General features: G+C 67.8%; 24 protein-coding genes. 5 read left to right on the top strand and 19 right to left on the bottom strand.

The genetic code is table 11. From position 1 onward, the window contains the following. Positions 1–492, top strand: a complete 492-nt coding sequence (locus ACIOSY_RS11860; protein WP_400853408.1) for a glutathione peroxidase — start codon at positions 1–3, stop codon at positions 490–492. On the opposite strand, the gene ACIOSY_RS11865 is transcribed toward ACIOSY_RS11860, so the two are convergent. Continuing rightward, positions 489–1,193 (bottom strand): DsbA family protein, encoded by a 705-nt coding sequence (locus ACIOSY_RS11865; RefSeq protein WP_400853410.1) that lies wholly within the window; start codon positions 1,191–1,193, stop codon positions 489–491. The two genes, ACIOSY_RS11860 and ACIOSY_RS11865, sit on opposite strands and share 4 nt — an antisense overlap. Positions 1,194–1,246: 53 nt before the next feature. Here ACIOSY_RS11865 and ACIOSY_RS11870 point away from each other — a divergent pair, with 53 nt between their 5' ends. Then, positions 1,247–1,858 carry an AAA family ATPase gene (locus ACIOSY_RS11870; RefSeq protein ID WP_400853412.1) on the top strand — a complete coding sequence of 204 codons (612 nt, stop codon included), beginning with the start codon at positions 1,247–1,249 and terminating at the stop codon, positions 1,856–1,858. Here the strand turns inward: ACIOSY_RS11870 and ACIOSY_RS11875 are convergent. Then, a complete protein-coding gene (locus ACIOSY_RS11875) occupies positions 1,798–2,601 on the bottom strand; it encodes an isoprenyl transferase (RefSeq protein ID WP_400853414.1) in 804 nt (267 codons plus the stop codon). The two genes, ACIOSY_RS11870 and ACIOSY_RS11875, sit on opposite strands and share 61 nt — an antisense overlap. Beyond that, positions 2,598–3,338, bottom strand: coding sequence for a DNA repair protein RecO (recO, locus tag ACIOSY_RS11880; protein WP_400853416.1), 741 nt, complete (start codon positions 3,336–3,338; stop codon positions 2,598–2,600). Before recO ends, ACIOSY_RS11875 begins: the two co-directional genes overlap by 4 nt. 34 nt (positions 3,339–3,372) lie before the next feature. On the opposite strand from recO, the gene ACIOSY_RS11885 reads away from it, so the two are divergent. After that, complete coding sequence (locus ACIOSY_RS11885; protein ID WP_400853418.1) at positions 3,373–4,059, top strand: trimeric intracellular cation channel family protein; 687 nt, start codon at positions 3,373–3,375, stop codon at positions 4,057–4,059. 102 nt (positions 4,060–4,161) lie between these two features. Here ACIOSY_RS11885 and leuA read toward each other — a convergent pair whose 3' ends face one another. Continuing rightward, positions 4,162–5,916, bottom strand: coding sequence for a 2-isopropylmalate synthase (gene leuA / locus ACIOSY_RS11890; protein WP_400853420.1), 1,755 nt, complete (start codon positions 5,914–5,916; stop codon positions 4,162–4,164). 190 nt (positions 5,917–6,106) lie between these two features. Between leuA and ACIOSY_RS11895 the strand changes: the two genes are divergently transcribed. Further along, entirely contained in the window at positions 6,107–6,754 is a 648-nt protein-coding gene (locus tag ACIOSY_RS11895) for a hypothetical protein (protein ID WP_400853422.1), read from the top strand. Positions 6,755–6,763: 9 nt separating this feature from the next. On the opposite strand, the gene ACIOSY_RS11900 is transcribed toward ACIOSY_RS11895, so the two are convergent. The 11 genes from ACIOSY_RS11900 to hrcA form a co-directional block, all read right to left on the bottom strand. Next, on the bottom strand, positions 6,764–7,243 hold the full coding sequence (locus ACIOSY_RS11900) for a hypothetical protein (protein WP_400853424.1): 480 nt from the start codon (positions 7,241–7,243) through the stop codon (positions 6,764–6,766). Then, on the bottom strand, positions 7,243–8,220 hold the full coding sequence (locus ACIOSY_RS11905; RefSeq protein WP_400853426.1) for a hypothetical protein: 978 nt from the start codon (positions 8,218–8,220) through the stop codon (positions 7,243–7,245). The genes ACIOSY_RS11900 and ACIOSY_RS11905 overlap by 1 nt, the downstream gene beginning before the upstream one ends. Then, complete coding sequence (locus tag ACIOSY_RS11910; RefSeq protein ID WP_400853428.1) at positions 8,213–8,737, bottom strand: RNA polymerase sigma factor; 525 nt, start codon at positions 8,735–8,737, stop codon at positions 8,213–8,215. Before ACIOSY_RS11910 ends, ACIOSY_RS11905 begins: the two co-directional genes overlap by 8 nt. A gap of 54 nt (positions 8,738–8,791) precedes the next feature. Next, positions 8,792–9,688 carry a GTPase Era gene (era, locus tag ACIOSY_RS11915; RefSeq protein WP_400853430.1) on the bottom strand — a complete coding sequence of 299 codons (897 nt, stop codon included), beginning with the start codon at positions 9,686–9,688 and terminating at the stop codon, positions 8,792–8,794. Continuing rightward, positions 9,681–10,976 carry a hemolysin family protein gene (locus ACIOSY_RS11920; RefSeq protein WP_400853432.1) on the bottom strand — a complete coding sequence of 432 codons (1,296 nt, stop codon included), beginning with the start codon at positions 10,974–10,976 and terminating at the stop codon, positions 9,681–9,683. Before ACIOSY_RS11920 ends, era begins: the two co-directional genes overlap by 8 nt. Next, complete coding sequence (gene ybeY, locus ACIOSY_RS11925) at positions 10,973–11,431, bottom strand: rRNA maturation RNase YbeY (RefSeq protein ID WP_400853434.1); 459 nt, start codon at positions 11,429–11,431, stop codon at positions 10,973–10,975. The genes ACIOSY_RS11920 and ybeY overlap by 4 nt, the downstream gene beginning before the upstream one ends. After that, positions 11,428–12,453: a PhoH family protein gene (locus ACIOSY_RS11930; protein ID WP_400853841.1), complete on the bottom strand. Its 1,026-nt coding sequence runs from the start codon at positions 12,451–12,453 to the stop codon at positions 11,428–11,430. The genes ybeY and ACIOSY_RS11930 overlap by 4 nt, the downstream gene beginning before the upstream one ends. 91 nt (positions 12,454–12,544) lie before the next feature. Beyond that, on the bottom strand, positions 12,545–12,895 hold the full coding sequence (locus ACIOSY_RS11935) for an HIT domain-containing protein (protein ID WP_400853436.1): 351 nt from the start codon (positions 12,893–12,895) through the stop codon (positions 12,545–12,547). A gap of 49 nt (positions 12,896–12,944) precedes the next feature. Further along, positions 12,945–13,673: a 16S rRNA (uracil(1498)-N(3))-methyltransferase gene (locus tag ACIOSY_RS11940; RefSeq protein WP_400853438.1), complete on the bottom strand. Its 729-nt coding sequence runs from the start codon at positions 13,671–13,673 to the stop codon at positions 12,945–12,947. Positions 13,674–13,675: 2 nt separating this feature from the next. Further along, complete coding sequence (gene dnaJ, locus ACIOSY_RS11945) at positions 13,676–14,794, bottom strand: molecular chaperone DnaJ (RefSeq protein WP_400853440.1); 1,119 nt, start codon at positions 14,792–14,794, stop codon at positions 13,676–13,678. Between the two features lie 36 nt (positions 14,795–14,830). After that, positions 14,831–15,865, bottom strand: a complete 1,035-nt coding sequence (gene hrcA, locus ACIOSY_RS11950; RefSeq protein ID WP_400853442.1) for a heat-inducible transcriptional repressor HrcA — start codon at positions 15,863–15,865, stop codon at positions 14,831–14,833. Between the two features lie 101 nt (positions 15,866–15,966). Here hrcA and ACIOSY_RS11955 point away from each other — a divergent pair, with 101 nt between their 5' ends. Continuing rightward, positions 15,967–17,394, top strand: coding sequence for a carboxylesterase/lipase family protein (locus ACIOSY_RS11955; RefSeq protein ID WP_400853444.1), 1,428 nt, complete (start codon positions 15,967–15,969; stop codon positions 17,392–17,394). A gap of 13 nt (positions 17,395–17,407) precedes the next feature. Here ACIOSY_RS11955 and hemW read toward each other — a convergent pair whose 3' ends face one another. The 4 genes from hemW to lepA form a co-directional block, all read right to left on the bottom strand. After that, positions 17,408–18,625 (bottom strand): radical SAM family heme chaperone HemW, encoded by a 1,218-nt coding sequence (gene hemW / locus ACIOSY_RS11960; RefSeq protein WP_400853446.1) that lies wholly within the window; start codon positions 18,623–18,625, stop codon positions 17,408–17,410. Next, complete coding sequence (locus ACIOSY_RS11965) at positions 18,625–19,278, bottom strand: DUF1990 family protein (RefSeq protein WP_400853448.1); 654 nt, start codon at positions 19,276–19,278, stop codon at positions 18,625–18,627. The genes hemW and ACIOSY_RS11965 overlap by 1 nt, the downstream gene beginning before the upstream one ends. Before the next feature lie 143 nt (positions 19,279–19,421). Continuing rightward, positions 19,422–19,898, bottom strand: coding sequence for a DUF1990 family protein (locus ACIOSY_RS11970; protein WP_400853450.1), 477 nt, complete (start codon positions 19,896–19,898; stop codon positions 19,422–19,424). Between the two features lie 2 nt (positions 19,899–19,900). Next, entirely contained in the window at positions 19,901–21,754 is a 1,854-nt protein-coding gene (gene lepA, locus ACIOSY_RS11975) for a translation elongation factor 4 (protein ID WP_400853452.1), read from the bottom strand. Between the last annotated feature and the right edge of the window lie 168 nt (positions 21,755–21,922).

Consider the following 21,922-nt stretch of genomic DNA (forward strand, 5'->3'; position numbering starts at 1 on the left):
ATGACCGATTCCGCGCTTCGTTCGATCCCGTTCACCGACGCCCAGGGCAACGAAAAGACCCTCGACGACCTCGGTGCCGATGTGGTCCTGGTGGTGAACGTCGCCTCGAAGTGCGGCCTCACGCCGCAGTACGAGCAGCTCGAAGAACTGCAGCGACTCTATGGCGATCGCGGATTCAGCGTGGTCGGCTTCCCGAGCAACCAGTTCCTGCAGGAGCCCGGCTCGGTGGAGCAGATCATGGAGTTCTGTTCGACGACGTACGGCGTCTCGTTCCCGGTGAACGACAAGGTGAAGGTCAACGGCAGGAACGCCTCCGAACTCTACAAGGCGCTCAAGGAGACTCCGGATGCCGGCGGCAAGGCCGGCCGTGTGGAGTGGAACTTCGAGAAGTTCCTCGTGCTGCCCGACGGCGAGGTGCTCCGCTTCCGCCCGAAGCAGAAGCCGAACGACCCCGCCATCGTCAACGCGATCGAAGCCGCGCTGACCCGCTAGACCGCAGCGGTCTCGGGCTCGGCGTCGTCTTCGAGCCCGGTTTCGCCGCGCTTGGACCACAGGTCGCGCAGCACGTTCTCGAACGCTGCCGGCGGCTGGGCGCCACTGATGCCGTACTGCCCGTCGATGACGAAGAACGGCACTCCCTGGATCCCGTACGCACGAGCCTGCGCCTGATCCTGGCGCACGGCGGCGAGGTACTGCTCCGTCTCGAGCGCCTGGCGCGCAGCATCCGCGTCGAGGCCCACCTCGACGGCGAGCTCGACGAGGTCGTCGATGCGACCGACGTGCTTGCCCTCGGTGAAGTACGCCGACATCAGGCGCTCTTCCATGGCGTGCTGCCGGCCCTCCGCCTTGGCGTGGTGCAGCAGCTCGTGCGCCTTGACCGTATTCGTGTGCTGGAGCTTGTCGAACCGGTACTGCAGCCCGGCCTTCTCGGCGACCCCGGTGACGTTGGCGAGCATCTGCTCGACCTGGTCACGGGGCATGCCCTTGTGGCCGGCCAGGAAGTCGATCTCATCGCCGTCGAAGTCGACCGGGGTGTCGGGCGAGAGCTCGAACGAGTGGAAGGTCACGGAGACCTGGGGTGCGTCGTCATCGCCGGCGACGGCTTCGAGGCCCTTCTCAAGATTGCGCTTGCCGATGTAGCACCACGGGCAGGCGATGTCGGACCAGATATCGATGGAGATAGGTTCGCTCACACCCTCATCCAACCCCATCGAGCCGACGACTATTCCGTGGATAGGATGCTCGGATGCTGTCCGCCGACGATCCCCTGCCGTTCACGCCGACGCGTGTGCTCGTCGCCGGGGTCTCCGGCTCGGGCAAGACGACGCTGTCATCGCGCATCGCCCAAACGTGGGATCTGCGGCACGTCGAGATCGACGGACTGTTCCACGGCGCGAACTGGACGCCCAGACCGCAGTTCCTCGACGACGTGCGCGCCTTCGCCGCCGAGCACCGGTGGGTGACCGAGTGGCAGTACACGAGCAAGGGCACCGACGACATCCTGACCCCGCGCGCCGATCTCGTCCTGTGGCTCGACTACCCCTATCGCGTGGTGCGAGCGCGTCTTCTCAAACGCACCATCAGCCGCAGCATCCTGCGCACGAAGATGTGGAACGGCAACGTCGAGAAGCCGATCTGGAAGATGTTCCGCGGCGACCCCGAGGAGAACATCCTCGCCTGGCAGACGAAGACGCTGCACAAATGGACGGAGCGGATGCCGGTGTGCGAGGTCGAGTTCCCTCATCTCACGATCGTGCGGCTGCGCCACCCCCGTGAGACCGAGCGGTGGCTGCGGGCTCAGGCCGAGGCGTCGGGGGTGTCGATCGCTCCACCGAAGCGCCGGTCGCGGGAGAGGTAGATACCGATCGCGCGCCAGAGCTCCTCGCGGGAGAAGTCCGGCCACAGAGTGTCGAGGAAAACCATCTCGGCGTAGGCCGACTCCCACAGGAGGAAGTTCGAGGTGCGCTGCTCCCCCGAGCTGCGCAGGAACAGGTCGACATCGGGCATGTCGGGGATGTAGAGGTTGCGGCGGATCATCTTCTCGGTGATCGCGTTCGGCTTGACCCGACCCGCGGCGACGTCTGCGGCGATCGATCGCATCGCATCGACGAGCTCCACGCGGCCGCCGTAGTTCACGCACATCGTCAGTGTGAGCACATCGTTGGTGCGCGTGAGCTGCTCGGCGTGCTGCAACTCTTTGATGACGCTGCCCCAGAGCCGAGGTTTGCGACCAGCCCAGCGCACCCGCACACCCCACTCGTTGAGCTGATCTCTGCGGCGGTGCAGCACATCGCGGTTGTATCCCATGAGGAAGCGCACCTCTTCGGGTGAGCGCGCCCAGTTCTCGGTCGAGAACGCGTACACCGACAGGTGCTTCACGCCCGCCTGGATCGCTCCGGCCACGACGTCGAGAAGAACCTCCTCGCCGGCCTTGTGCCCTTCGACGCGACTGAGTCCCCGGCGATTCGCCCAGCGACCGTTGCCGTCCATCACGATGGCCACGTGCTCCGGCACCGCGCGGAACGCCGGCGGGTGCACTCCCGTCCAGTCGAGCGGACGGTACGCCACGGCGTCTTTGTGCGTGTAGGGCTTCGGGGTCACCGTGCGCCTCCAGGGATGTCGGATACATGGGCCAGCGAGCGGATGCCGCGCTCCAGGTGCCACTGCGCGTATGCGGCGACGAGGCCGGAGGCGGTGGCGGTGTCGGCGTGCGACGCCGCGTCGACGGCATCCCACTCCCCCCTCATCAACGAGTGGAGGAGTCCGAGAGACGTCGCGCCGAGACGGGGGCTGCCCGCGGGAGCGCAGTTCGTGCACACGAGGCCGCCGAGCTGAACGACGAAGGTCGTGTGCGGGCCGGGAGTGCCGCACCGGGCGCAGTCACCGAGCGAGGGAGCCCAGCCACCCAGCGACATGACACGGAGCAAGTAGGAATCGAGGATGCTCCGAGCCGCATGCTCGCCGCGAGACAGCGCGCGCAGGCCGCCGACCAGCAGCAGGTATTGGTCGGAGGTGGCCTCGGCATCGCTCAGACGATCGGCGGTCTCGACCATGGCGCTCGCCGACGTGAAGCGTTCGTAGTGCGCGACGATGTCGGCACCGTACGAGCCGAGCGACTCCGCCTGCTGCACGATGTCGAGAGAGCGGCCCTGATAGAGCTGCACATCGGCCACCATGAACGGCTCGAGCCGCGCGCCGAACTTCGACGATGTGCGCCGCACGCCCTTGGCCACCGCGCGCACCTTGCCGTGGTGCCGCGACAGCATGGTGACGATCCGATCCGCCTCGCCCAGCTTGTGGGTGCGCAGGATCACCGCTTCGTCTCGATAGGTGGGCACGGCTCAATTATCCTCCGTGCGGGAGAATGAAAGGGTGACCGAACCGCTCTTCATCATTCCGCTCTGGGCGGACCTGCTCGGCGTCGGCCTCGGCGGGGTCCAGGGCGCGATGTTCGCCTCGGGCTTCCAGGGGCAGCGCCGGCTGGATTGGCTCGGCGTCGCCATCATCGGAATCATGATCGGCATGGGCGGCGGTCTCATCCGCGACATCCTGCTCGGTCAGACCCCCGCGACGCTGCAGAACAACCTCTACCTCATCACCGCGACCGGGGCTGCGCTCCTCGGCATGCTGCTGGCCGGACTCTTCAACCGGCTCAACACCGTCATCGTCGTGCTCGACGCCGTCGTCATCGGCATGTTCGGAGCCTTCGGAACCTCCAAGGCCCTCGCCTTCGGGATCCCCGTGGTCCCCGCCGTCTTCATCGGGGTATGCGCCGCAGTCGGCGGAGGGGTGCTGCGCGACATGCTGATGGGTCTTCCGACCTCGATCATGCACGTCGGTTCGCTCTACGCGGTCGCTGCTGGGGCCGGATGCGTGTTCATCGTCACCGCCAGCAGCTTCGGGATGCCGATCACCCTCGCCGCGATCATCGGCATCGTCGTCACCGCGGTGATCCGGGTGCTCGCCGTGAGCTTCGACGTCTCGCTGCCGGAGCAGCGCCGCCTGTACCGGCGCAAGGTCGCGGCCGAAACCGGTGCGATCCCGATCGTCAAGCCCTGAGTACGCAGACCGCCCTTCGTCTCGCTACCCTCGCTCAGCAACCGGAGGACACCGGTCCCTGAGCGAGGAGCGCAGCGACGAGACGAAGGGCCGCTGCGTTGCTCAGACGGCGGCGAGCTCATCCTGACGCACGCGGATCGAGCGATTGACCCCGGAGACGATCGCCTTGAGCGATGCCGTCGAGATGTCGCCGTCGATGCCGACGCCCCACAGGCGCTGATCGCCGACCTGCAGTTCGACGTACGCTGCGGCCTGCGCATCGCCACCGGCACTGAGAGCGTGCTCGACGTAGTCGTAGACCGTGATGTCGAAGCCCTGGGCCCGCAGCACCTCGACGAAGGCCGCGACCGGACCGTTGCCGTTGCCGGCGACCGAGAGCTGCTGCTCGTCATCGCGCAGCACGACGTCGAGCACGACATCGCCCGACATGTCGCTGCGGGTCTGCGTGGCGAGCAGCTCGAAGCGGCCCCACTTGTCGGCGGTCGCCGCAGCGGGCAGGTACTCGTCCGAGAAGATCGACCAGATCTGGTCGCTCGTGACCTCTCCGCCCTCGGCGTCGGTCTTGGCCTGCACCACACCCGAGAACTCGATCTGCAGCTTGCGCGGCAGGTCGATGGCGTGGTCCGCCTTGAGCAGGTAGGCGACGCCGCCCTTGCCCGACTGCGAGTTGACGCGGATCACGGCTTCGTAGGAGCGGCCGAGGTCCTTCGGGTCGATCGGCAGGTACGGAACCGCCCACTCGATGTCGTCGACCGTCACGCCGTCTGCTTCTGCACGGACGGCCATGGCCTCGAAGCCCTTCTTGATCGCATCCTGGTGCGATCCGCTGAACGCGGTGAAGACGAGGTCGCCCGCCCACGGGCTGCGCTCGGGCACCGGCAGCTGGTTGCAGTACTCGACGGTGCGCTTGACCTGGTCGATGTCGCTGAAGTCGATCTGCGGGTCGATTCCCTGCGTGAACAGGTTGATGCCCAGTGCGACGATGTCGACGTTGCCCGTGCGCTCGCCGTTGCCGAAGAGGCATCCTTCGATGCGGTCGGCGCCGGCCATGTAACCGAGTTCGGCGGCGGCGATCGCCGTGCCGCGGTCGTTGTGCGGGTGCAGCGACAGGATCACGTTCTCGCGGTGTGCGAGGTGACGGCTCATCCATTCGATCGAGTCGGCGTACACGTTCGGTGAGGCCATCTCGACCGTCGCCGGGAGGTTGATGATCACCTTGCGGTCGGGAGTGGGCTCGAAGACCTCGATCACCTGGTTGCAGATGTCGACGGCGAACTCCAGCTCGGTACCCGTGTAGCTCTCGGGCGAGTACTCGTAGAAGACCTGGGTCTCAGGGATGGTCTTCTCGAACTGTCGGCACAGTCGCGCGCCTTCGAGCGCGATGTCGATGATGCCCTGCTTGTCGGTGCGGAACACGACCTCGCGCTGCAGGATGCTCGTCGAGTTGTAGAGGTGCACGATGGCCTGCTTGGCGCCGGCGATCGACTCGTAGGTGCGCTGGATCAGGTGCTCGCGCGCCTGCGTCAGCACCTGGATCGTGACGTCGTCCGGGATCAGGTCGTCTTCGATCAGCTGACGCACGAAGTCGAAGTCGGTCTGGCTGGCCGAGGGGAACCCGACCTCGATCTCCTTGTACCCCATGCTCACGAGAAGGTCGAACATGACGCGCTTGCGCTCGGGCGACATCGGGTCGATGAGCGCCTGGTTACCGTCGCGCAGGTCGACGGCGCACCAGCGGGGCGCGGTCGTGATGCGGGCGTCAGGCCAGGTGCGATCCGGGAGGTCGACACTGATCTGCTCGTGGAACGGCCGGTACTTGTGGATCGGCATCCCGGAGGGGCGCTGAGTGTTCTGCATGATGGGGCTTCTTCTCTTCGTCAGTGTGATCGGGCCAACACAAGCGCCGCGACGAGGAAGGCCCTAGCTTTAGGACTCGTCGCGGCAGCTAAGAAGAAGCAGACCGCCGAAAGGCATGTTGTCATGCTAGCAGGATGCTCTCGTCACCACGACCAGCGAGACGATCGCCCGGTCTGCGACACTCTCCCGTATGAGCACTTCGCAGCGACGCCTCGTCCTCACCGCATCCTCGATCGTGGGAGTGCTCTTCCTGAGCGCCTGCACCGCGGGAGCCGGCGGTGCAGCAGCTCCGACGAGCACATCCGTCCCGTCGGATCAGCGCCTGGAGAACGTGCAGCCTGCACTCCCTGAGGGACGGGTGATTGCCACCGGCACCGTCCTCGATACCGACGGAGAGGCGCAGCTGTGCCTCGGACCCGTCGCGGAGTCCTTTCCTCCGCAGTGCGCGGGCATCCCCCTCGACGGCTGGACATGGGACGGCGTCGACGGCAGCGAGTCGAGCGGGAGCACGACCTGGGGGACGTATGCCGTCTACGGCACATACGACGGAGAGCGGTATGCCGTGACCGATCCGCCCATCATGCTCGCACTCTACGACCCGATCCGGCCCGAGGACCCCACCGGGGGTGTGGACGGCGGAGCATCGGACGCCGACCTGGCCGCGGTGCAGGACGACATCGCGGCGCGCCTGGGGCACCGCGCGCTGAGCCTTCACCCCGAGCGCGGGTACGTGTGGCTCCAGGTGGTCTGGGACGACGGCACCCTGCACAAGGCGGCCGATGCCGAGTTCGGCGACGATGTCGTGATCGTCACCTCGTCGTTGCGGGAGATCGACTAGCGCGTCGCGTCAGAGAACGCAGCGGACGGTCGTCGACGTTCCGCCGACGTTCGCCCACCCGCCGGCCGAGGCGGTGGCGAGCACCGACCCCGCACTGTTCCGCGCCTGCGCATAGCCGGAGGTGCGCGCATCCGCCAGCGAGCGCACCACGAATCCGCCCGGCACACTCAGCACACCGCACGTTCCCCAACTCACGGCGACCCCGGTCAGCGCGCTTCCGCTGTACACGCAGACACGGCCGGTCGCGCATCCGCCGACCGCGCGCGCAGCGAAACCCTGCGCCGCCTGGGGCGCCGTCACCTCCATGTCGAGCGCGGGCCAGACCGCATGATGGGCGTCGACCAGCACCCCACCGGGGATGTCATCGAGCATCTGCGCGATCTGCGGATCGACCTCATCGGGCGTCGACGCCGAGGCGGCCGCCGGGACGGACGCCCCGAGCAGTGCCGCGAGGATCAGGGCTGGCAGCACCGCACGTGACGACCGCATCACAGGACTCCTTCGTCCACATCCCAGAGTTGATAAGAGATGATCGCACCGCTGGGGAACGGTCCGTCTTCGACGAGATTCGTGCGCTCGACGCCGACGATGCGGCCCGTCGTCGCGGAGATGAGTACAACATCGCTCGCTGAGCCGTCGACAGCCTGCACCCGCAGAGCAGTGACCGGTCGTCCGAGCCTGTCGGTGGACGTTCCCAACGCCTCGGCGCCGCCCGTCTCGGCGAGGATGCCGAGCATCTCGGACTCCTGCGCGTTCGTCAGCGTCCACTGCCCCAGCACCGAGGTGATCGCGGTCGTGACGTCGGCCGCGGTGGGATCGCCCGGAAGACCGTACGCGGCGAGCACGGCCTGCATGTCCGCCTGCGTCGAACCGGGCATGTCGACGACGGGCGCGGTGAACTGCCCGGGCTCCATCTCGAGCTCCCAGGCGACCTCACCGCTGCTGGAGATCTCGGATCCGACGTTCGCCGAAGCATCCGTCGGGTCGTAGGGCACGCCCTCTATCGCCACCGTGCGGCCGGACAGATCGGGGTTCCACGTGATCGTGATGAGCTGCGGGACCACCGTGGTCTCATACGTGCCCATGTCGACCGAGAACGACCAGGATGCTGAGCGGACCACCCGCTCGGCATCGACGGGGCCGTCGCTCGCTGCGAGAGCCGTCTGCGCGTCACCGACGATCTGCGCGGTGGTTCCCGACGCTTCGAACTCGAGAGGCGACGGCGATGCGGCGACGGCAACCCCCGGGGGGACGAGAACGGCGACGGCGACAGCGACGGATGCCGCGGCGACCGCCATCCCCGATGCCCAGCCGGCGATGACCGCCCGGCGTCGGCGCGGTGCTCGTGCGTCGCGCATGATGCGGTCGCGCGTGGCGAGGGCACGAGGATCGGGATCGGCGTCGCGAGGCGTGCGCGCGGGGTCGGCGTCGGCGATCAGGCGTTCCAAGAGCGCGCTCTCAGTCATCGACGATCACCCCCTCCGATCTCAGCGCAGCGCGCACGTGTTCGTTCGCGCGATGCAAGGCTTTCCGTACCCGGGTCGCGGATGTCCGCGACAGCTCGGCGATCTCCCCCACCGTCAGCCCATCCCAGTACGTGAGCATGATGATACGCCTCTCACGCTCCGGGAGTACAGAGAGAGCCCGAAGAACCACACCCGATGCCCCAGGAGCCGTCGCGGATTGCTCTCCCCCGACGCCCGCATGCACGGCTGCGGCCGCGCTCGATCCGGTCGCCGGTCGGCGCACGCTCGCCTTCACCGCACGTTCCGCGGCGCGCAGAAGCCAGATGCGACCCATCGGGCGACGGGGATTCAACCGCGTCCACGCACGGAAGAAGACCTCCGAGACGATCTCCGTGACCACGGCGTCATCGGCGACGACGCCCTCGATGTGATGGCGGATCGCCGCCCAATGCGCATCGAAGACGCGGGTGAAGACCTCGTCCCGCGGCGACTTCGGGGCGGAGTCGCGCGCGCTCATCTCAGCGCGTCCGGCGGCTCCTCTGCCGCCGTCGGCTCGCTACCCGTCTCCATGTCAGAAGCCGAGCCTGCCGAGCTGCTTCGGGTCGCGCTGCCATTCCTTGGCCACCTTCACATGCAGCCCGAGGAAGACGCGGGTGCCCAGGAGCTCCTCGATGCCGACACGTGCGCGGGCACCGACATCCCGCAGGCGCTTTCCCTTGTGCCCGATGATGATCGCCTTCTGGCTGTCGCGTTCGACGACGATCTGGGCATGGACATCCGTCAGGTCGCTGTCGGGACGTGCGGAGACCTCGTCGATCATCACGGCGATGGAGTGCGGGAGCTCGTCGCGCACGCCTTCGAGCGCGGCTTCGCGGATCATCTCCGCGATACGGTCCTCCTGGGACTCATCGGTCGTGATGCCCTCGGGATAGAGCGCCGGCCCGAGGGGCAGAAGTGCCAGGATCTCGTCCGAGAGCACGCCGAGCTGATCGCGCGTCAACGCCGAGAGCGGCACGACCGCGGCCCAGTCCTCGCGGAGAGCATCGACCTCGAGCAGTCGCTCCGTGATCTCCTCCGGGCTCGCGGCATCGGTCTTCGTGACGATCGCCACCTTCTTCGCGCGCGAGTACCCATCGAGCGACGCGGCGATACGGCGGTCACCGGGACCGACCTTCTCGGTCGCCGGCACGCAGAAGCCGATCACGTCGACGTCGCCGAGGACCTGCTCGACCAGGTTGTTCAGACGCTCACCGAGGAGGGTGCGCGGCTTGTGGATGCCCGGAGTGTCGACGATGACCAGCTGGCCGTCGGGACGGTTCACGATGCCGCGGATCGCGCGACGCGTCGTCTGCGGCTTCTCGCTGGTGATCGCGATCTTCTCGCCCACCAGGGCATTCGTGAGGGTCGACTTGCCGACGTTCGGCCTGCCGACGAACGTCACGAACCCACTCCGGTTCTGCTCAGTCATCGCGTCGATCTCCTTCATCATCCACCGGGTCCGAATCGTTCGGGGCCCTCTCCACGAAAACCGTGGCAATACCTCGGCCGCGCCCCCGAGAGGCGCCTCCGGTGAGTACGAGTCCGTCGACCACTGCGGTCGCACCGGGCTGAGGAACCTGCCCCAGCTCCTTGCCGAGGAGTCCGCCGATCGAATCGACATCTTCATCGTCGAGCTCGATACCGAAGAGATCGCCGACGTCTTCGAGTGAGAGCCGGGCGCTCACGCGGTAGCGACCATCGCCCAGGTCTACGAACTCGGCGGATACCTGATCGTACTCGTCGGCGATCTCGCCGACGAGCTCCTCGATGAGGTCTTCGAGCGTCACCAGCCCCGAGATCCCGCCGTGCTCGTCGATCACGAGACAGACGTGCACGGCGTCGCGCTTCATCTGCTGCAACAGCGTCTCGGCCCGCATGGATTCGGGAACGAAGGTCGCGCGGCGCGAGATGGGCCGGATGGATGCTCCGCGCCAGGCCCCCTCGTCGCGATAGGCGAACTGGACGAGATCTTTGAGGTAGAGCACGCCGACGACGTCATCGAGATCGTCGTCGACCACGGGCATGCGGGAGACACCGCGATTGAGGAACAACTCCATGGCCTCGCTCGTCGACGCCTTGGCGTCGACGGTCACCATCTCGGTGCGGGGCACCATCACGGCGCGCACGAACTGGTCGGTGAAGTCGAAAACGGAGTGGATGAGGTCGCGATCGTCCTCTTCGATGAGATCGTTCGACGCGGCCTCGTCGACCATGCTCAGCAGTTGCTCCTCCGACGAGAACGAGCTGCGGCCGGCGCCCGGTGTGACCCGATTGCCGAGGAGTACGAGACCCTGCGCGATCGGCCCGAGGATGATGCGCACACCTCGCACGATCGGCGCATTGGCTCGCAGTAGACCGTCGGCACGGTGCCGGCCGAACGTGCGAGGGCTGGCGCCGACCAGCACGAACGTGATCCCCGTCATCAGCACGGCGGCCGCCAGCATGGCCCACCAGATGTTCTCGAACAGCGACGTGAACGCGACGGTCACGAGCACGGCGGCCGTCACCTCGGAGAGCACACGGATGAACGCGACGGCGTTCACATGCGCGTCGGGGTCGGCGGCGATCTTCGCGAGCTGCGGGGCGTTGCGCCCCTCGGCGCCCATCTCCTGGAGGTCGGACCTCGAGCGCACGCCGAAGGCCGCGTCGATCGCCGCCATCAGACCGCCGAAGGCGACGAGAAGAACGGCGCCGATGAGGAGGAATGCGGCCGTCATCGGTGGCGCTCGGCTGCAGCGAAGCCCTGGATGAGCTCCTTCTGCAGCCCGAACATCTCCCGCTCGTCGTCGGGCTCGGCGTGGTCGTAGCCGAGGAGGTGCAGCAGCCCGTGGGTGGTGAGCAGGATCAGCTCGTCCATCAGCGTGTGCCCGGCCGCCTGCGCCTGGGTCTCGGCGACCTGCGGGCAGAGCACGATGTCGCCGAGCAGACCGGGTGCGGTCGGGCGATCCTCGGTGCCGGGGCGCAACTCGTCCATCGGGAAGCTCAACACGTCTGTGGGACCGGGTTCGTCCATCCACTGCACGTGAAGCGCCTCCATCGCGCCCTCGTCGACGAGGACGATCGCGACCTCGGCGTCGGGACTCACGTGCAGCTGCGCGAGGTTGAAGTCGGTCAGTCGCTGAAGCACCGTCTCGTCGACGTCGATGGCCGACTCGTTGTTGATCTCGATCATGAGACTCCTCGTTTCGGCATCCGATCGCGCGGGCCGGGTTTCTGGGCACCGCGGCGGTCGGCGCGATTGGCGAACTCGGCCGCCTGCTCCCGCTCGAAACGCTGCGCTGTGCGTCGTTCGTCGTATTCGCTGTAGGCATCGACGATCCGTCCGACGAGCGAGTGACGAACCACGTCGTCGCTCGTGAGCCGGGAGAAGTGGATGTCGTCGATGTCGGCCAGGACGCGGGTCACCAGACGAAGGCCCGACGCACCCTGCGGGAGGTCGACCTGGGTGATGTCACCGGTGACGACCATCCTCGTGCCGAAGCCGAGGCGCGTCAGGAACATCTTCATCTGCTCGGGCGTCGTGTTCTGCGCCTCGTCGAGCACCACGAAGGAGTCGTTGAGCGTGCGGCCGCGCATGTAGGCAAGAGGGGCCACCTCGATGGTTCCCGCTGCCATCAGGCGGGGAACGATCTCGGGATCCATCATCTCGTTGAGCGCGTCGTACAACGGTCGCAGGTAGGGATCGATCTTGTCGTTCAGGGTGCCCGGAAGGAAACCGAGCCGCTCTCCCGCTTCGACCGCCGGGCGCGTGAGGATGATGCGCGTGACCTCTTTGCGCTGCAACGCCTGCACGGCCTTCGCCATCGCGAGGTAGGTCTTCCCGGTGCCCGCCGGCCCGATGCCGAAGACGATCGTGTTCTCCTCGATCGCGTCGACGTACTCCTTCTGCCCCTGCGTCTTGGGGCGGATGGTCTTGCCGCGCGTGGAGAGGATCGCCTCGCCGAGCACCTCGCTCGGACGGGGGCCGCCCTCCTGGCGAAGAAGTCGGGCGGAGTTCGACACGTCGCTCGGAGCGAGGTCGTGGCCGGCCTTCGTCATCGTCATCAGTTCGTCGACGAGGGTCTTGGCCTTCGCCACGGTCTGCGTCGATCCGCTGAGGGTGATCTCGTTGCCGCGCACGAGCACCTGCACCTCGGGGTGCTCCTTCTCGAGCATCCGCAGCAGGCGATCCTGCGGGCCGAGCAGCTGCACCATCGCCACGCCGTCGGCATAGATCTTCTCGATCGCCTCGGGCTGAGGCGCGTGCGATCGGCGCTCGGGCAGCGTCGGTCCGCTGTCGGGGTTGTCAGGCACCTGTGCTCTTCTCGGTGAGTCCGCCGCCCAGCACATGCGCGTGGACGTGGAAGACGGTCTGTCCGGCATTGGCACCGGAGTTGAAGACGAGACGGAAGTCTCCGTCATCGGTGTGCTGCGTCGCGAGCTGCTTCGCGAACGCGATGATCTCGGCCAGCAGAGACGGGTCCCCCGCCGCGAGCTCGGCGACGTCGCGGTACTCGGATGTCTTCGGAATGACCAGGAGATGCACCGGCGCCTGCGGCGCGATGTCGCGAATCGCGAACACCCGATCGGTCTCACCGAGGATCTCCGCGGGGATCTCACCGTTCAGGATGCGCGTGAAGATCGAGGGCTCGCTCATAGATCCAGTCTAGCCGCCGGGCGCCTGGGGTCGCCGGGGCACGCGCCGCTCACCAGCGGCCGAGCGCCACCGACAGCACCGCGATCGCGGCGGGTCCTGCGGTCGATGTGCGCAGCACCGTGTCTCCGAGAAGCACGCGCTCCGCCCCGGCATCCGTGAGCTTGGCGAGCTCATCGTCGGTGAGCCCGCCTTCGGGGCCGACCACGAGCACGAGGTCGCGACCGTCTGCGACCACCTCGGACAGTCGAACATCGGCGGTCGGATCGAGCACGAGCACGCGCTGCTCGGCAGCCCTCGTCACGAGATCGGAGGTGCTCACCGGCGGGGTCACGGACGGAACCCATCGGCGATGCGCCTGCTTCGCCGCTTCGCGGACGATGGTCGCCCAGCGCTCGCGACCCTTGACCGCCTTCGGTCCGTCCCAGCGCGAGATGCTGCGGCTCGCCTGCCACGGCACGACCTCGTCGACGCCGAGTTCGCACGCGGCCTGGATCGCGAGTTCGTCACGATCCCCCTTCGCCAGAGCCTGCACGAGCACGATCCGTGGGGAGGGCGCCGCCTGCTCGACGCGGTCGGAGACCCGCACGTCGACGCGCGCCGGTGCGACCTCCTCGGCGACGCCGGTGAGCCAGACTCCCGCCCCGTCGCCGACAGTCACCGTCTCTCCCACGCGCAGCCGCCGCACGACGGCCGCGTGCTTCGCCTCCGCACCGGTCAACGACACGATGTCGCCGACGACGGCCTTCGAGGACGACTCGACGAGAAAGTGCAGCGCCATGCTCAGTGGGTGCGGAAACGGTCGCGGAGCTTCGAGAACAGCCCCTGCTGGAACTGCGCCAGCTGCGGAGCCGGTTCCTTCGCCTTCTTCGCGAAGTCCTCTATCAGCGCCCGTTGCGCGGAGTCGAGCTTCGTGGGGGTCACCACCTGCACGCCGACGCGCAGGTCACCGCGCTGCGAGCCGCGCAGCGGAGTGATGCCGCGCCCCTTGATCGTGAGAACGTCTCCCGACTGCACGCCGGCGCGGATCTCGAGATCGACGGATCCGTCGAGGCCCTGGATCGAGGTCTCGGTGCCGAGGATCGCATCCGTCATCGACACTTCGAGCGTGGCCAACAGGTCGTCCCCGTCACGACTGAACGCGGCGTGCGGGTTGACGGTGACCTCGACGTACAGGTCGCCGTGCGGGCCGCCCGCCTTGCCGACCTCGCCGGAACCCGGGAGCTGCAGGCGCAGCCCCGTCTCGACACCCGCGGGGATGTCGAGCGAGACCGTGCGACGCGAACGCACACGGCCCTGGCCGCCGCACGTTCCGCAGGGGTAGGGAATCGTGGTGCCGTAGCCCTCGCAGGTGCCGCACGGCGCCGAGGTGACGACGTTGCCGAGAAGGCTGCGCACCTGGCGCTGCACGTGACCCGAACCGCCGCAGATGTCGCAGGTCACGGGCGAGGTGCCCTCCTGGCAGCACGATCCCTGGCAGGTCTCGCACAGCACGGCCGTGTCGACCTCGATGTCGCGGTGCGCGCCGAAGACGACATCGCCGAGATCGAGGGTCACCCGCACGAGTGCATCCTGGCCGCGCTCGCGCCGGGACCGGGGGCGCGCTCGCCCACCGCCCTGCGCGGCGCCGAAGAACGTCTCGAAGATGTCGCCGAAGCCGCCGAAGCCACCCCCGCCGAAGTTATTGGAGGCGCCGTCTCCGCCGCCCATGTCATAGCGGCGACGGGAATCGTCATCGCTGAGGACGTCATAGGCGTGCGTCACGAGCTTGAACCGCTCCGCCGCGTCTTCACCGGGATTGACGTCCGGGTGCAGCTGCCGTGCCAGGCGTCGGTACGCCTTCTTGATCTCATCGGTGGATGCTTCCCGGGACACCCCGAGAACCTCATAGTGATCCGCCACAATCGCCTTTCTGCGTGGTCTTCTGCGGGAGCCGCCTCAGCGGCTCGCCTCGTCTTCGTCGAGCATCCGCGACAGATACCGGGCGACCGCCCGTGCTGCCGCGAGATTGCTCGGATAGTCCATGCGCGTCGGGCCCATCACGCCGACACGCGCCATGCCGCTGGGAGCGGCGTAGTTGCTCGCCACGATCGAGGCCTCGCCCAGGCCGAACGACGCGTTCTCGGTGCCGATGCTCGCCGCCAGCCCCTGCTCGTCGGTCTGCATCTCGCTCATCAAACGCAGCAGGGTCACCTGCTCCTCGATCGCCTCGAGCAGAGGATGGATGCTTCCGCGGAAGTCTTGCTCCCGCCGCGCGAGCGTGGCCGCTCCCGCCATCACGAGCCGCTCCTGGCGGAATGCCTGGAGCTCGTCGACGATGACGGCGGCGACCGCACGGAGCGCCGCATCGGGCGGTCCGGTCGGCGCCGCGGCGAGGAGGCTCTCCAACCGCTCGGCCGCATCGCTGACCGCCTGGCCGGTGATGAGACCGGCGAGGCGCGTGCGGATGGCGATCGTGGCGGTCTCGTCGACCTCGACGGGCAGCGGCGTCATGCGCTGCGACACGCCACCGGCGTCGGTCACGAGCACCACGAGCATCCGACTCGGCGACAGCGCCACGAGCTCGATGTGCGTGAGATGCGCGCGGGCGAAGGAGGGGTACTGCGCGAGGGCGACCTGCCCGGTCAGCTGGGTGAGTACGCGTACCGTGCGCACCATGAGGTCGTCGAGGTCGCTCGGAGTGGCGAGGAAGGACTCGATGGCCGTGCGCTGCGCGGATGTCAGCGGGCGCAGCTGCGCGAGGTGATTGACGAAGACGCGGTAGCCCTTGTCGGTCGGCACACGGCCGGACGAGGTGTGCGGTGCCGTGATGAGTTCTTCGTCTTCGAGGAGAGCCATGTCGTTGCGGATCGTTGCTGCGGACACGCCGAAGGAGTGGCGGTCGACGATCGATCGACTGCCGACGGGTTCGTGGGTCTCGACGTAGTCCTGCACGATCGCTCGGAGAACTTGGAGCCCTCGCTCTGTGACCATCGCCTTCCCTTCCGCTGGCACTCGGACGTTCAGAGTGCCAATCCTACCCCGCTCGCGCCCTCCAACGCCCAACGCCCGCCGGTCGTCCTAGGATGACGAGCATGGCCGAGCCGTCCACCGTCGCACTTTCCACCGGAGCCGTCGCGGGTTCTCTCGACGGCGATGTCCGCCGGTTCCTCGGCATCCCATACGCCGCACCGCCGTTCGGCAGCCGCCGCTTCCATGCACCGCAGCCCGTGTCGGCGTGGGAGGGCACCCGAGATGCCATGGCGTTCGCCGCGACCGCACCCCAGCTCCCCTATGCGGGTGCGATCGGCGAGCTGCTCGGCTCAGTGAGCATCGCGGGCGACGACATCCTCACCGCGAACGTCTGGGCGCCCGTCGACGCGCAGGGCGCCCCTGTTCTGCTGTGGATCCACGGCGGCGCACTCGAACGTGGCACCGCGGCACTCCCCCTCTACGATGGCGCGGCGTTCGCCCGCGCGGGCATCGTCTTCGTATCGATCAACTACCGACTGGGCTCCGAAGGCTTCTCGGTGCTCGACGACGCGCCCCGCAACCTCGGCCTGCGCGATGCGGCGGCCGCCCTGGAATGGGTGCACCGCGAGGTGGCTTCCTTCGGCGGGAACCCCGCGCAGATCACCGTGATGGGCGAGTCCGCCGGCGGTGCCATCGTCGCCGGACTCCTCGCCCGCGACGACTCCCGGTCGCTCATCGCGCGCGCGATCATCGAATCAGGCCCACTCACGGCACAGACGCCGCAGAAGGCCGGGAGGGTGACCGCGCAGATCGCGAAACGCCTGGGCATCGCTCCCGACGTCGCCTCGTTCTCCGCCGTGCCGCCCGAGAAGCTGCTGGAGACCCGTCGCGCGCAGGCCGCGGGGTCGTCACCGCTCGGCGGTGCCCCCGGATTCCAGTTCGCGATCGACCCCGACAGCCTGCCCCGCTCCCCGCACGAGGTGCTCGGCTCGATCGACACGCCCCTGCTGATCGGCAGCAACACCGACGAGTACCGCCTGTGGTTCACCCCGGAGGCTCTCGACGACATCAGTGCGCTCAAGCTCACCCTCGCCCGCATCGCCCTCCGGATCCCCCGACGCGCCGTCACCGCCTACCGCGACGCCTTTCCCGGAGCATCCACCGGCGAGATCTTCGGCCAGCTCGCCACCGACGTCCTGCTGCGCGCTCCGCTGAGCCGGGTCGCCCGGGAGCGATCGGCGCCCACGTTCGTCTACGAGTTCGCGTGGCCCAGCCCGGTGCGCGACCTGCGCGCCGCGCACGCGCTCGAACTCGGCTTCGTGTTCGATCGTCTCGGCGACGACGAGGCCCGGCGCCTGGCGGGAGCGGATGCCCCGCAGAACCTCGCCTCGGAGATGCACGCCGCCTGGATCTCGTTCGTGAAGACGGGTGACCCCGGTTGGTCTCCGTACGGCACGGGTCGCACCACCCGGGTGTTCGACACGACGAGCACGACTGTTCGGCAGCGGCGCACCGAAGGCATGGATCTGCTCCCGAGACCACGGCGCTGACGCCGGACAGCGGTCAATCGGTGAGCTGACGAACCACCGCGTCGGCCAGCAGGCGCCCGCGCAAGGTGAGTCGCACCTGCCCGCGCACGGCTGATGCCGCGTCGACGAGACCGTCGGCGATGAGGCCCGCGACGTTCGATCGGTTCGCAGCGGGGAGATCGGCAACGGCGATCCCCTCGACGAGCCGGCTCTCCAGGAGCACGCGCTCGAGCATCCGCGCCGTGGCGTCGGGGCGCTCGGTGCCCGCGGCCGGTGAATCGGATGCGGCGAGCCGCTGCGCGTAGGCCGCCGGATGCTTCACGTTCCACCAGCGCAGACCGGCGACATGGCTGTGCGCTCCGGGGCCGAAGCCCCACCAGTCGCTCCCCCGCCAGTACGCGACGTTGTGGCGCGAGCGCTGCTCCTCGCTGCGCGCCCAGTTGCTCACCTCGTACCACCCGAATCCGGCGGCCGCGAGCTTGCCGTCGGCGAGCTCGTACATGTCGGCCTGCAGGTCGTCGTCGGGGGTGGGCACCTCGCCGCGGCGGATCTGCCTGGCGAGCTTGGTACCGTCTTCGATGATCAGGGCGTACGCCGAGATGTGGTCGGACTCGAGAGCGAGAGCGGCGTCGAGAGACGCCTCCCAGTCTGCGAGCGACTCGCCCGGGGCGCCGTAGATGAGGTCGACGCTGACGGCGAGACCGGCGTCCTTCGCCGCAGCCACGGCGGTGCGTACGTTGTCGGGCTGATGCGTGCGATCGAGCGCGGCGAGCACGTGGGGCACGGCGGACTGCATGCCGATGGAGAGACGTGTCACGCCGGCGTCGGCGAGTGTACGCGCGACCTCGGGAGTGACCGTGTCGGGGTTCGCCTCGACGGTCACCTCGGCACCGTCGACGAGTCCGAACGCCGATGTCGCTGCCCCGAGCATCCTGGCGAGATCGCCGGCCGGAAGCAGCGTCGGGGTACCGCCCCCGAAGAACACCGTGTCCATCGGGCGGAGAGCCCCCGCGTCTCCGAGCACACGGCGGGCGAGCTCGATCTCGGCGACCAGCGTCGCGGCGTAGTCCTCTTGGCGCGCGCCCCGGAGCTCGTTGGACGTGTAGGTGTTGAAGTCGCAGTATCCGCAGCGCACCCGGCAGAACGGGATGTGCAGGTAGGCCGAGAACGGGACCGACGTATCGATCGGCAGGTCGGCGGGCAGTCTGCCGTCAGACGGAGCGGGATCGCCGAGAGGAAGAGGTCCCGCCATCAGACGGGAGTCGCGTAGAGCGGGGAGATCGCTCGGAGATAGCGCGCGAAGAGCTCGCGGCGGCGGCGCTTCACGAGCGGCGGCACCGTGCGGTACAGCAGAGAGTTGGGGGCGTCAAAGGCACGGACGGTGAACCAGACCTCGTCGTTGTCTTCGCGCCAGTCGACGTCGAACGACTCTTCGCCGCTCACGACCGACCCGCCGACCGTGCCCAACACGAAGCCGATCCGCCGTGCCTCTTCGGTGACGGAGATCACGCGCAGCTCGGCATCGGCGCGCATGCTGCCGACGCGTCCGTGCACCTTGAGAGTCATGCCCGGGCCCACGAACGGAGTGCCCTCGGCGTCGTATCGCGGCTCGACGTCGCGCTTGCTCGGAGCGATCGGGTTGCCCTCGGCGTCGAAGCTGACGCCGGCGTAGGCAGGGCCGGGAGCGGGCCGCACGTCTTCGACCGTGAGCCCGGCGGCGCGCTGCGCCGTCCACGACAGGAGAGCCTCGCCCGCGGTCTGGAACCGCTCGATACCGCTACCGATGCGCCAAGACGCCTCGGCGGGGATGCTCCGCTCCGGCGGATACTGCATCAGATCGGGCGCGTGGGTGGCACCCACGGCTGCATAGTCCACCGTGTCGTCTCGGAAGTTCCCGCGCCGCATGAGAACAAGCCTACTTTGCGTTGGCTGAACGAACACCCTCACCCCGCCGCGAAGCGACACAGTCCGCAGGGAGGAATCACGGATCCAGGGCAGAAAACGGGGATTCACCCTGCGGATGGGAGAACTCCCTGCGGGTGACGTCGTCAACGAACGCGGCGGGCTTCGGCCCCGACGATGCGGGTGTAGCGCGCGTGCGTGGTGCGCTGCATGAACCGCAAAGCGGGACTGAGCAGGCGCCAGATCAGCGTCGAGGGACGCGAAATCGAGCGGGCGGTGAACATTCCGTTTTCGAGCACGAAGGATTCTTCGCCGTAGATCGGATGCCCCGGGCGCGTCTCGTAGCCGAAACCGTGTTCATCGGCCCACACCACCCGGATCGGCTCGGTGAAGGTGATGCCGAAGACGCGCTTCGTGAGCATGCCCTCAAGGCCTGCGGCCGGTGCGGTCTCGGGGCCGGAGAAGCCCGCACGCCGCTTGAACTCCCACGAACGGATCAGCGCGGCGACAGCACCCTGCGCCTCCGGGGCGACCGTCACGCTGCGCTCCGACAGGCGCATGCCGCGCGGCACCCTTTCGAGCGGATGGCGCGTGATCCCGCGCTCGTACGGCGGGAACGGCACGCCTACTTCTTGTCCTTGCCTTCGACGTCGCCGGAGAGCGCTGCGATGAACGCCTCCTGGGGAACCTCGACGCGGCCCACCATCTTCATGCGCTTCTTGCCCTCTTTCTGCTTCTCGAGGAGCTTGCGCTTTCGGGTGATGTCACCGCCGTAGCACTTGGCCAGAACGTCTTTGCGGATCGCACGGATGGTCTCGCGAGCGATGATGCGCGCGCCGATCGCCGCCTGGATGGGCACCTCGAACTGCTGGCGAGGGATGAGCTTGCGCAGACGCTCGGCCATCAGCGTGCCGTAGGCGTAGGCCTTGTCGCGGTGCACGATCGAGCTGAACGCGTCGACCTTCTCACCCTGCAGGAGGATGTCGACCTTCACCAGGTCGGCTTCCTGCTGACCTGCGGGCTCGTAGTCGAGCGAGGCATAGCCCTGCGTCTTCGACTTGAGCTGATCGAAGAAGTCGAAGACGATCTCACCGAGCGGCATGTTGTAGCGCAGCTCAACGCGCTCTTCGGAGAAGTACTCCATGCCCAGCAGCGTGCCACGACGCGTCTGGCACAGTTCCATGACGGTGCCGACGTAGTCCTTCGGCAGCAGGATCGCGGCCTTGACCATGGGCTCGGACACCGAACCGATGCGGCCGTCGGGGTACTCGCTCGGGTTCGTCACCGTCACGGTCTCACCGGTGTCGGAGGTCAGCACTTCGTAGATCACGCTGGGCGCGGTGGTGATGAGATCGAGGCCGAACTCGCGGGCGAGGCGCTCCGTGATGATCTCGAGGTGCAGCAGTCCGAGGAACCCGCAGCGGAAGCCGAATCCCAGCGCGACCGAGGTCTCGGGCTCGTACACGAGCGAGGCGTCGGAGAGCTTGAGCCGGTCGAGCGCCTCACGCAGCTCGCCGTAGTCGCTGCCGTCGATCGGGTAGAGACCCGAGAAGACCATCGGCTTGGGCTCGGTGTATCCGGGGAGCGCATCGGTCGCGGGCTTGCGCGCCGTCGTGACCGTGTCACCGACCTTCGAGAGGCGAACGTCTTTCACACCGGTGATCAGGTAACCGACCTCGCCGACTCCGAGTCCCTTGGTGGGGATCGGCTCCGGGCTCGACACGCCGATCTCGAGCAGGTCGTGCGTCGCGCCGGTCGACATCATCTGGATGCGTTCGCGGGGTGAGAGGCTGCCATCGATCATGCGCACGTAGGTGACCACGCCGCGGTAGGCGTCGTAGACCGAGTCGAAGATCATGGCGCGGGTGGGAGCATCCGCATCGCCCTTCGGGGCGGGGATCTCCTTCACCAGACGGTCGAGGAGCTCTTCGACGCCGACGCCCGTCTTTCCCGAGACGCGCAGCACGTCTTCCGGCTTGCCGCCGATGAGGGAGGCGAGTTCCTTCGCGTACTTGTCGGGGTCGGCCGCCGGCAGGTCGATCTTGTTGAGCACGGGGATGATGTGGAGGTCGTTCTCGAGCGCCAGGTAGAGGTTGGCGAGCGTCTGCGCCTCGATGCCCTGCGCGGCGTCGACGAGAAGGATCGCCCCCTCGCATGCGGCGAGCGACCGCGAGACCTCGTAGGTGAAGTCGACGTGACCGGGGGTGTCGATCATGTTCAGGGCGAAGGTCTCGCCCTCGATCTCCCACGGCATGCGCACGGCCTGGCTCTTGATCGTGATGCCGCGCTCGCGCTCGATGTCCATGCGGTCGAGATACTGGGCGCGCATGTCGCGATCGGACACGACGCCCGTGATCTGCAGCATGCGGTCGGCGAGGGTCGACTTGCCGTGATCGATGTGGGCGATGATGCAGAAATTGCGGAGCTGCGTCGCCGGAGTCGCGGCAGGCTGAAGGGGTGTGAGAGCGCGTGGTGACATGTCCCGTCGATTCTACGGTGAGGTGAGGCTAATACTCGATTCGCCCGAGGCGGTGGTAACGTCGCCCAAGTCTCGGGGGTCTCTCCCGGGACTGAGTTCCACGAAGTAGCCGACCGAGTAACATCGATTTGGTATACCGAAGTTCGCGAAGAGGCGGACGGAGGTGAG

Origin of the sequence: Microbacterium sp. NPDC087665 (assembly GCF_044743285.1) — a bacterium.
Classification (GTDB): domain Bacteria; phylum Actinomycetota; class Actinomycetes; order Actinomycetales; family Microbacteriaceae; genus Microbacterium.